This is a genomic window from Ferroplasma sp. (assembly GCF_037442045.1).
In the GTDB taxonomy this organism is placed as follows: domain Archaea; phylum Thermoplasmatota; class Thermoplasmata; order Thermoplasmatales; family Thermoplasmataceae; genus Ferroplasma.
In genome coordinates, this window is sequence record NZ_JBBIRC010000056.1 from 1 (window position 1) to 7,113 (window position 7,113).

Annotated in this window: 9 protein-coding genes, 1 tRNA gene and 1 pseudogene; 7 read left to right on the forward strand and 4 right to left on the reverse strand. The window is 33.7% G+C overall.

Going from position 1 to position 7,113, the window contains the following annotated elements; all coding sequences use genetic code 11:
* Positions 1–50: 50 nt before the first annotated feature.
* The 4 genes from eif1A (at position 51) to WKI77_RS06750 (ending at position 1,803) form a co-directional block, all read left to right on the forward strand.
* On the forward strand, positions 51–380 hold the full coding sequence (gene eif1A / locus WKI77_RS06735; RefSeq protein ID WP_337861063.1) for a translation initiation factor eIF-1A: 330 nt from the start codon (positions 51–53) through the stop codon (positions 378–380).
* Positions 373–1,137 (forward strand): serine protein kinase RIO, encoded by a 765-nt coding sequence (locus WKI77_RS06740; protein ID WP_337861064.1) that lies wholly within the window; start codon positions 373–375, stop codon positions 1,135–1,137. Before eif1A ends, WKI77_RS06740 begins: the two co-directional genes overlap by 8 nt.
* Complete coding sequence (locus WKI77_RS06745; RefSeq protein ID WP_337861065.1) at positions 1,130–1,687, forward strand: KH domain-containing protein; 558 nt, start codon at positions 1,130–1,132, stop codon at positions 1,685–1,687. Before WKI77_RS06740 ends, WKI77_RS06745 begins: the two co-directional genes overlap by 8 nt.
* 41 nt (positions 1,688–1,728) lie before the next feature.
* A tRNA-Met gene (locus WKI77_RS06750) sits at positions 1,729–1,803 on the forward strand.
* Between the two features lie 7 nt (positions 1,804–1,810).
* On the opposite strand, the gene WKI77_RS06755 is transcribed toward WKI77_RS06750, so the two are convergent.
* The 3 genes from WKI77_RS06755 to hemL are packed head-to-tail and all read right to left on the reverse strand — an operon-like array spanning position 1,811 to position 4,600.
* Positions 1,811–2,503 (reverse strand): uroporphyrinogen-III synthase, encoded by a 693-nt coding sequence (locus WKI77_RS06755; RefSeq protein ID WP_337861066.1) that lies wholly within the window; start codon positions 2,501–2,503, stop codon positions 1,811–1,813.
* Entirely contained in the window at positions 2,490–3,347 is an 858-nt protein-coding gene (gene hemC / locus WKI77_RS06760) for a hydroxymethylbilane synthase (RefSeq protein ID WP_337861067.1), read from the reverse strand. The genes WKI77_RS06755 and hemC overlap by 14 nt, the downstream gene beginning before the upstream one ends.
* Positions 3,338–4,600 (reverse strand): glutamate-1-semialdehyde 2,1-aminomutase, encoded by a 1,263-nt coding sequence (gene hemL / locus WKI77_RS06765; protein WP_337861068.1) that lies wholly within the window; start codon positions 4,598–4,600, stop codon positions 3,338–3,340. The genes hemC and hemL overlap by 10 nt, the downstream gene beginning before the upstream one ends.
* Positions 4,601–4,718: 118 nt before the next feature.
* Between hemL and WKI77_RS06770 the strand changes: the two genes are divergently transcribed.
* Together WKI77_RS06770 and WKI77_RS06775 are read left to right on the forward strand one after the other, a co-directional pair.
* The gene (locus WKI77_RS06770; protein ID WP_337861069.1) at positions 4,719–4,883 is read left to right on the forward strand and encodes a hypothetical protein; all 165 of its coding nucleotides are present in this window, start codon (positions 4,719–4,721) and stop codon (positions 4,881–4,883) included.
* A 16-nt stretch (positions 4,884–4,899) separates the two neighbouring features.
* On the forward strand, positions 4,900–5,454 hold the full coding sequence (locus tag WKI77_RS06775) for a PadR family transcriptional regulator (RefSeq protein WP_337861070.1): 555 nt from the start codon (positions 4,900–4,902) through the stop codon (positions 5,452–5,454).
* A gap of 5 nt (positions 5,455–5,459) precedes the next feature.
* Here WKI77_RS06775 and WKI77_RS06780 read toward each other — a convergent pair whose 3' ends face one another.
* Positions 5,460–6,413, reverse strand: a complete 954-nt coding sequence (locus WKI77_RS06780) for an alpha/beta hydrolase-fold protein (RefSeq protein ID WP_337861071.1) — start codon at positions 6,411–6,413, stop codon at positions 5,460–5,462.
* An 85-nt stretch (positions 6,414–6,498) separates the two neighbouring features.
* Here WKI77_RS06780 and WKI77_RS06785 point away from each other — a divergent pair.
* Positions 6,499–7,113 (forward strand): annotated as a pseudogene (locus WKI77_RS06785) (hypothetical protein); the annotation flags it as partial.

A 7,113-nucleotide genomic window follows, 5' to 3' on the forward strand; every position in this document is an offset into this window, starting at 1 on the left:
CCATTAATTGATTATATTTATATCCATGCGTATGATTATGTATTATATATATGGATACTAAAAAACAGAATACTGGAGAAAATATTACGAGGGTTATTACACCCAATAAAAGGAAAGGAGAGATATATGGAATAGTGGAAACTCTATCCGGTGCATCACGTCTTACTGTTATGTGTGAAGATGGTTCAACCAGAAATTGCAGAATACCAGGAAAAATGAAAAAAAGAATGTGGATAAGGGAGGGCGACCTTGTTATAGTAAAACCATGGGATTTTCAGGACGAAAAGGGGGATATAGTTTACAGATATACCAGAACGCAGGCCATGTATCTGAGCAGGAACAGAATGTTGCCAGAAATCATAGATGTGTTCAATGAATGATAAAAGTGCACTGAAACAATTAATTGAATCGGACGAATTTTCTAACAGATTGAACCTTGACCGAAAAACATATGGGCTTGTCTTCGATAGAAGAACATTAAACGCGATGTATGAGGTTATTAAAAAATATAATGTAGATTACATAGATTTTCCCATATCAAGCGGAAAAGAATCTCTAATATTTAATGTTAAATTGAGAGATAAAAGTACAAAAGCCATGAAGATTTATAAAATGTCTACTCTAAAATTTTCCAATACTATGGAATACATAAAAGGAGACTATAGATTTGATAAGGAAAAAATAACCAGGTCAAATGTTGTATATGTATGGACACAAAAGGAATATACAAACCTTCAAAGCTTGAAAAATGCAGCAATCCATGCGCCAAAACCTTATGGTTTTTATAAAAATATCCTTCTCATGTCCTACCTTGGCACTTCAAGGAGTCCAGCTCCCCAGATTAAAGATTTGAATGATAACTTTAATGAAATTTATATTAAGTTAAGGAGTTATATATGGAAAATGTATAATAAGGCCGGACTTGTTCATGCAGACCTGAGCGAGTATAATATCCTTTATTATCGAAAGGAACCATATATAATTGATGTTGGCCAATCAGTATCCACAAAACATCCTATGGCAGATGAATTCCTTAAAAGGGATGTAACGAATATTACAACATTTTTCCATAAAAAAGGTGTTGAATGTGATGCTTCAAAACTCTATGATTATGTTAAAGGTGATATAAATGATTGAGATAGGAAATATTAAAATTCCATATGGAAGAATAGGGGTGCTTATAGGAAAAGAAGGGGCAGTAAAGGCAAAAATAGAAGAAGAAGGCAAAGCAAAGCTGGATATAGACTCAGAAAATGCATCTGTAACAGTTTATCAAAAAAATGACCCATTAAAGGCATTTATAGCATTGAACGTTGTTCAGGCTGTTGCAAGGGGATTTAATCCCGAAAAAGCCATGCTTTTATTCAATGATAGTGTTCAGCTTATAGTAATATCAATAAAAGAATTTGTAAACAAGGATTCCAAGAGGATTAAAGAGATACGGGGCAGATTAATAGGCAAGGAAGGGCACACCAGAGAAATAATAGAAGAATTAACTGGAACATATATCTCTATAAGTGGAAATACTGTTTCAATAATCGGGGATTTTATATCAATTCAGTACGCTAGAGAAGCTGTTAATATGATTTTGCAGGGAAGAAAACATAAAACAGTTTATTCATATCTTGAAAAAAACGCAGGGGAATTGAAGTTCAGAAGGATAGAAGAAAGCTTTGGCGGAAATTAAGTTCGTTAAAGTTTATATTCTTTCCTGCAATATGGAAATATAGCGGGGTAGGGTAGTCAGGAGATCCCGACGGGCTCATAACCCGTAGACCAATGGTTCAAATCCATTCCCCGCTACTGCAGTTTATTTATCTATTTCTTTAATCATATTTTCAAAATCTGATTTTCCTGTTAAAAAAACATTGTACCCAAGATCGATAAGTGTTTTTGCTGTAATTTCCCCTATAGAATAAATTTTTTTACCATCAATTGAAAGGCCGATGGCATCATGGAATATTCTCGCTTCCATTGATGATGTTATAAGTATTCCTGTACATTGGTCAGAAAAGAAAAGATCTTTTAATTTAGATGTTTCAAGCTTCATCACCTTATAAATATGATATTCATGGAATTTTATGCCATTGCTGGATAAGTAATCATCTATTATATTGTTTGTTTCATTGCTTCTAAACAATGCTATCGTTGCATTGCTATGCTTTGATAAAAGGTTTGTAACTCCATATGAGTCTTTGGCCGTGGGAACTTCTGCATTTCCTTCATATTTTTTAATTATTTCAGCTGTTTGGTTGCCTATGGCTATAAATTTTGGGCTATTTACGTATTTATAATAATATTTGAAAAATAATAAAGCTCCAAATGAACTGGTTAAAACTATTATTTCTGGCTTATATTTTGCTATTTCTTCTGCAACATTTCCATTGAAACCATCTTCCTGTAGTTCAGTTAAAGGTATATTTATTATAGATATACACTCTGTTCTTACTGGGCTGAATTTAATTTCTGGCCTGGTAGTTATTATATATTTAGAAGTAACCATAATATTTTATCTCCTCCATTATTTCATTTACAGCAGATTCCAGATTATCAGTGTTGAATTCCATGTCTTTATACGAATCGGATTTCAGAGAATAAAATCTTGCCCTTATTTTTCCATTTAGTGAAAGAATTCCTACAGGCATGGAACAGCCTAAATTAAGGGAAGTGGAAATGAAACGCTCATTTTTCATATCCTTATACGTTTCATTGTGATTTATCTCTTTTGAGATTGCAGATGGTTTTGATCCTTTCTTTCCAACTATTGCAATTATGCCCTGGTTTGGTGCAGGCAGAAACTGGTCTTCAGGAAGAATAAAATGCTTAATGTTCAATGCCATTCTATTGTAGGCTGCCATTGCTATTATTATACCGTTATATTTTTTCTCAGTATATTTTAATATTCTTGAGTCAATATTTCCTCTTATATCAGAGACAGTTATTTTTGAATTTAATGTTTTTGCCTGCCTGATTCTGCGCATGCTGGATGTTCCTATAATATAACCTTCTTCCATTTCTTTAAATGGTATTTCTGAAATTAATACATCCCTGAAATCATCTCTTTTTATTGTAGATGTAATTTCAAGCCCTTCCTGGATATTTGATGGTATATCCTTGGCACTGTGAACTGCAAGGTCTATTTCACCACCGAGTATTCTGGCATTCAGTTCATCAACAAAAACTCCGGTAGAGCTCATCCTGTATAATGGGATACTTCTATTTGCATCGCCGGCTGATGTGAAACCTTTTATTTCAACTTTATAACCTCTATTCTCCAGTGCATTTTTTACTGTATTTGCCTGAATAAGGGCAAGCTTGCTATTTCTTGTTCCAATAATTAAAGGCATTTCAACACCGATGAGAAGGCATTTACGGTATTTTCCAGGTCTTCTTTTGAGTGCGCGAAACTGACAAACTCAGTTTCAAACTGGCTTGGTGGGAAGAATATGCCTTTATCAAGCAGCATGTGGAACATTTTAGTAAATTTCTTTGCATCCGATGCAATAGCAGTACTGTAATCAATCACTTTATTTTTATTGAAAAATATCTGGAACATGGAATGGCACCTGTTTATTGTTGCATCTATATTATATTCTGAGATTATTGCTCCAAGTTCTTTTTCAAGTGTAGCAGCATAGTTGTCTATTTTAGAATAATCCATGCCTTTTAACTGTTCAAGTGTTGCTATTCCTGCAGACATGGTCAATGGATTTCCAGAAAATGTGCCCGCTTCATATACATTTCCTGCAGGCGATATATGATCCATTATGTCAGACCTGCCGCCAAACATGCCAACAGGAGCGCCACCGCCTATAATTTTGCCCATTGTTGTAATGTCAGGCTTTATTCCAATAATGTTCTGATAGCCCTTAAATCCAAATCTGAAGCCAGTTATTACCTCATCAAATATTAATAACGATGAGTATTTTTCGGTTATTTCCCTCAAACCTTTCAGAAAATTCTCTTCAGGGTTCACAACACCGATATTTCCAAGCACAGGTTCTGTAATAATTCCTGCAATATTATTTCCGAATTCTTTAAACAATTTTTCTATGCTTTCCATGTTATTATATTGGCCTATAAGCACAGTTTTTGATACCTCATCCGGAACTCCCGCTGATGATGGAACTCCAAAAGTCATTGTTCCACTTCCTGATTTTATGAGTGCATAATCATGTGCACCGTGGTAACCTCCTTCCATTTTAACTATGTATTTTTTTCCGGTAAATCCCCTAGCAAGCCTTATTGCGTGCATTGTAGCTTCAGTGCCAGAATTTGTGAACCTTAATTTTTCAATTGATTTTACGGCATCTTTAATTGTTTTTCCCAGCTTAATTTCATTTTCACTTATAGAGCCAAAGAGAATTCCTTTATCTAACTGGGATTTTACATAATTTGATACTAATTTATTTGCATGGCCAAGAATCATTGGGCCAAAACCCATAGAATAGTCAATATACTCTCTGCCATTAACATCTATTGCTTTTGAACCATACATCTGTTGAAACATTACGGGCTCTGGAGAATAATATCTTACAGGTGAATTAACTCCCATAGGAAATAATTCCATTGCTTCTTTAAATAATTCTGTTGATCTCATACTTCTAAATTCTATTTAAGGATTTATTCTTTTATACTGCTTTAATGGAAAGGATAGATTTATATATCGCTCAGTGATATCTATATTAGATATCGTAAATAGATATTAGGTGATATAAATGTATGGAAGAAGAAACTATATGGAAGAAAATGAAGGAATAAACAGCGAAAAAGATTGCCGGGGAATGCATGGAATGCATCACGGAAGATGTTCTGGCGAAGAGTACCACGGAAATGAAATGAACCATGGAATGCATCACGGAAGATGTTCTGGTCGTAAATAGATATTAGGTGATACAAATGTATGGAAGAAGAAACTATATGGAAGAAAATGAAGGAATAAACAGCGAAAAAGATTGCCGGGGAATGCATGGAATGCATCACGGAAATGAAATGAACCATGGAATGCATGGAAATCACCACGGGGGATATTCTGGTGGGAATTACTACGGAAATGGAATGCGCGGTTTTGGATTGAAATATCTGATATTGAGCATGGCCTCGGAAAAAGAAGTGACCGGTGCAGACGTTATAGCACAGGTAAGTGAAAAGACAGAAGGCAGATGGATACCTTCACCGGGAGTTATATATCCTTCACTGGCAAAACTGCATGACGATGGATATTTAGATCTGGGCGAAAGAGATAACAAAAAATACTATAAAGCCACTGAAAAAGGAAAAGAAACAGTAAAGGGAACTATATTTCCATGGAATGCAAATGAAAACAGCATAGAATCAATTCTTGCAAAAATGGATAATTATGTAGAATATATAATGGATAATGCTGGTGAATTGACTGAAAGTGAAGTGGAACATATTAAGAATATGTATCAAAAACTTGAAACTTTCAAATAATTTTTTTAATTTTTTTGCAACTTTTTTGCCAAAAACGGAAGAGACTCTTCATATCTTGACGTATTGTAGAAATGGCCGCCGTTGAATTCTTTGTATTCATGATCTATATTGTTATTTTCCATTTTTTTATGCAATGACCTGATTCCCATATAAAGGCTGTATTCGTCCTTTGTACCAACATCAAGATATATGGCGTTAAGTTTTTTTAGATTGTTAATGTAGGAATCTACGCTTTTCACAGGATCATATTCTGACCATTTTTTCCAGATATCTTCCCGAAACATTCCTGTATCAAGATCAAAAGGCAAATCAAATCCCGCATCTTTCCCATTATTATATGAATAAAACGCGGACATTCCTATTATATTCAGTGTACGTATTTCATCATCAGTAAGGTCTTCTTTTGTTGATTTTTCTTTTAAATATTCTTTTATGTCTTTATTATGAAGTTCTCTATATGCAACCGGTATATCAGGTATGTAAACGTATTCGAACCCGCTATCTCCAAAATGATCTGCAAATCCATTAATAACTTCTGGATTTTTTGCTGCAAGTTCATATGAACCGAAACCTCCGGAAGATTTGCCAAAGAGTGCAGTTTTGCCTGTATTAAATTTCTCTGAGATAAATGGTATAATCTCTTTAATTATAAAATCTTCATAATTTCCTGCAGCAGGTGAATTTATATACTGATTCACATGATATTTTGTAGAAAAATCTGGGTTAATTATAACAGCATTGCCAAGCAGATCCTTTTTGTAAAGTTTGTTCAATACCTGGGAAAACCTGTTATTGAGTTTAGGAGTGCCATTCAGGCCTGCTAATTCTATAAGTAAAGGAGAATCTGGAACTATTTCTTCTGGATGAAAAACAAGAATTTTTCGTTCTTCAGGATCTCCAAGAGCATTATTTTTCAGTGCTTTGCTTTTAATTTCTACCAGTTCTGCTTGTAAAACCATTATTATACATTACACAAAAATACTTATGTTTAATCCATAGAAATTACTTTTAAAAATATTAAATTTGATGTTTTAATATACTGTTATGAAGAAAAATTGCATCGTATCGGATAAATCATCTGCAAATGCTGCCATAAAAGATGCGAGATATAAGAAATTACTGGATATAAACTATAGAATTGAGCAGTCAGGTGATAAAGTCTACATTCCGATAATAAAACCAGTTGAAGGTTCAATAATTCATAATTTTAAACTCAGATCTATACTTAAGTCCAATAAAATGGGGAAAACGGAAAATGCAGGAAGAAAAAAAATGGCACTTCCCTATGTAAGATTGGGAAATTCAATAATCTTAAAAAGCAAAGTTAGCATTAAAACTGCAAGCGTTTATGCCTCACAGCATTCAATTGATAACATATATCTGGAAACTGGAAAAATTAAAGGAGTTAAAAGAAAACCATCATTGAAATTGCTTTACGGAAAAGGAGGAGAGACAAAAGTTACAGAATATGGAATTAAATATGTTTTTGATTTACAGAGGGTTATGTTCTCTCCAGGAAACATTAATACAAGAAGTAAAATGAAATATATGAAATTTACCGGGATGCTGGTTCTGGATATGTTCTGTGGCATTGGATATTTTTCACTCCAGGTTTTAAAAAATAGCAAACCTGCAAGAATGATTATGTGTGATATTAAT

What these genes read in the sequence shown, in the direction of transcription:
- eif1A (WP_337861063.1), top strand. Translation starts at nt 51, where the DNA reads ATGGATACTAAAAAACAGAATACTGGAGAAAATATTACGAGGGTTATT.
- WKI77_RS06740 (WP_337861064.1), top strand. Translation starts at nt 373, where the DNA reads ATGAATGATAAAAGTGCACTGAAACAATTAATTGAATCGGACGAATTT.
- WKI77_RS06745 (WP_337861065.1), top strand. Translation starts at nt 1,130, where the DNA reads ATGATTGAGATAGGAAATATTAAAATTCCATATGGAAGAATAGGGGTG.
- WKI77_RS06755 (WP_337861066.1), bottom strand. Translation starts at nt 2,503, where the DNA reads ATGGTTACTTCTAAATATATAATAACTACCAGGCCAGAAATTAAATTC.
- hemC (WP_337861067.1), bottom strand. Translation starts at nt 3,347, where the DNA reads ATGCCTTTAATTATTGGAACAAGAAATAGCAAGCTTGCCCTTATTCAG.
- hemL (WP_337861068.1), bottom strand. Translation starts at nt 4,600, where the DNA reads ATGAGATCAACAGAATTATTTAAAGAAGCAATGGAATTATTTCCTATG.
- WKI77_RS06770 (WP_337861069.1), top strand. Translation starts at nt 4,719, where the DNA reads ATGTATGGAAGAAGAAACTATATGGAAGAAAATGAAGGAATAAACAGC.
- WKI77_RS06775 (WP_337861070.1), top strand. Translation starts at nt 4,900, where the DNA reads ATGTATGGAAGAAGAAACTATATGGAAGAAAATGAAGGAATAAACAGC.
- WKI77_RS06780 (WP_337861071.1), bottom strand. Translation starts at nt 6,413, where the DNA reads ATGGTTTTACAAGCAGAACTGGTAGAAATTAAAAGCAAAGCACTGAAA.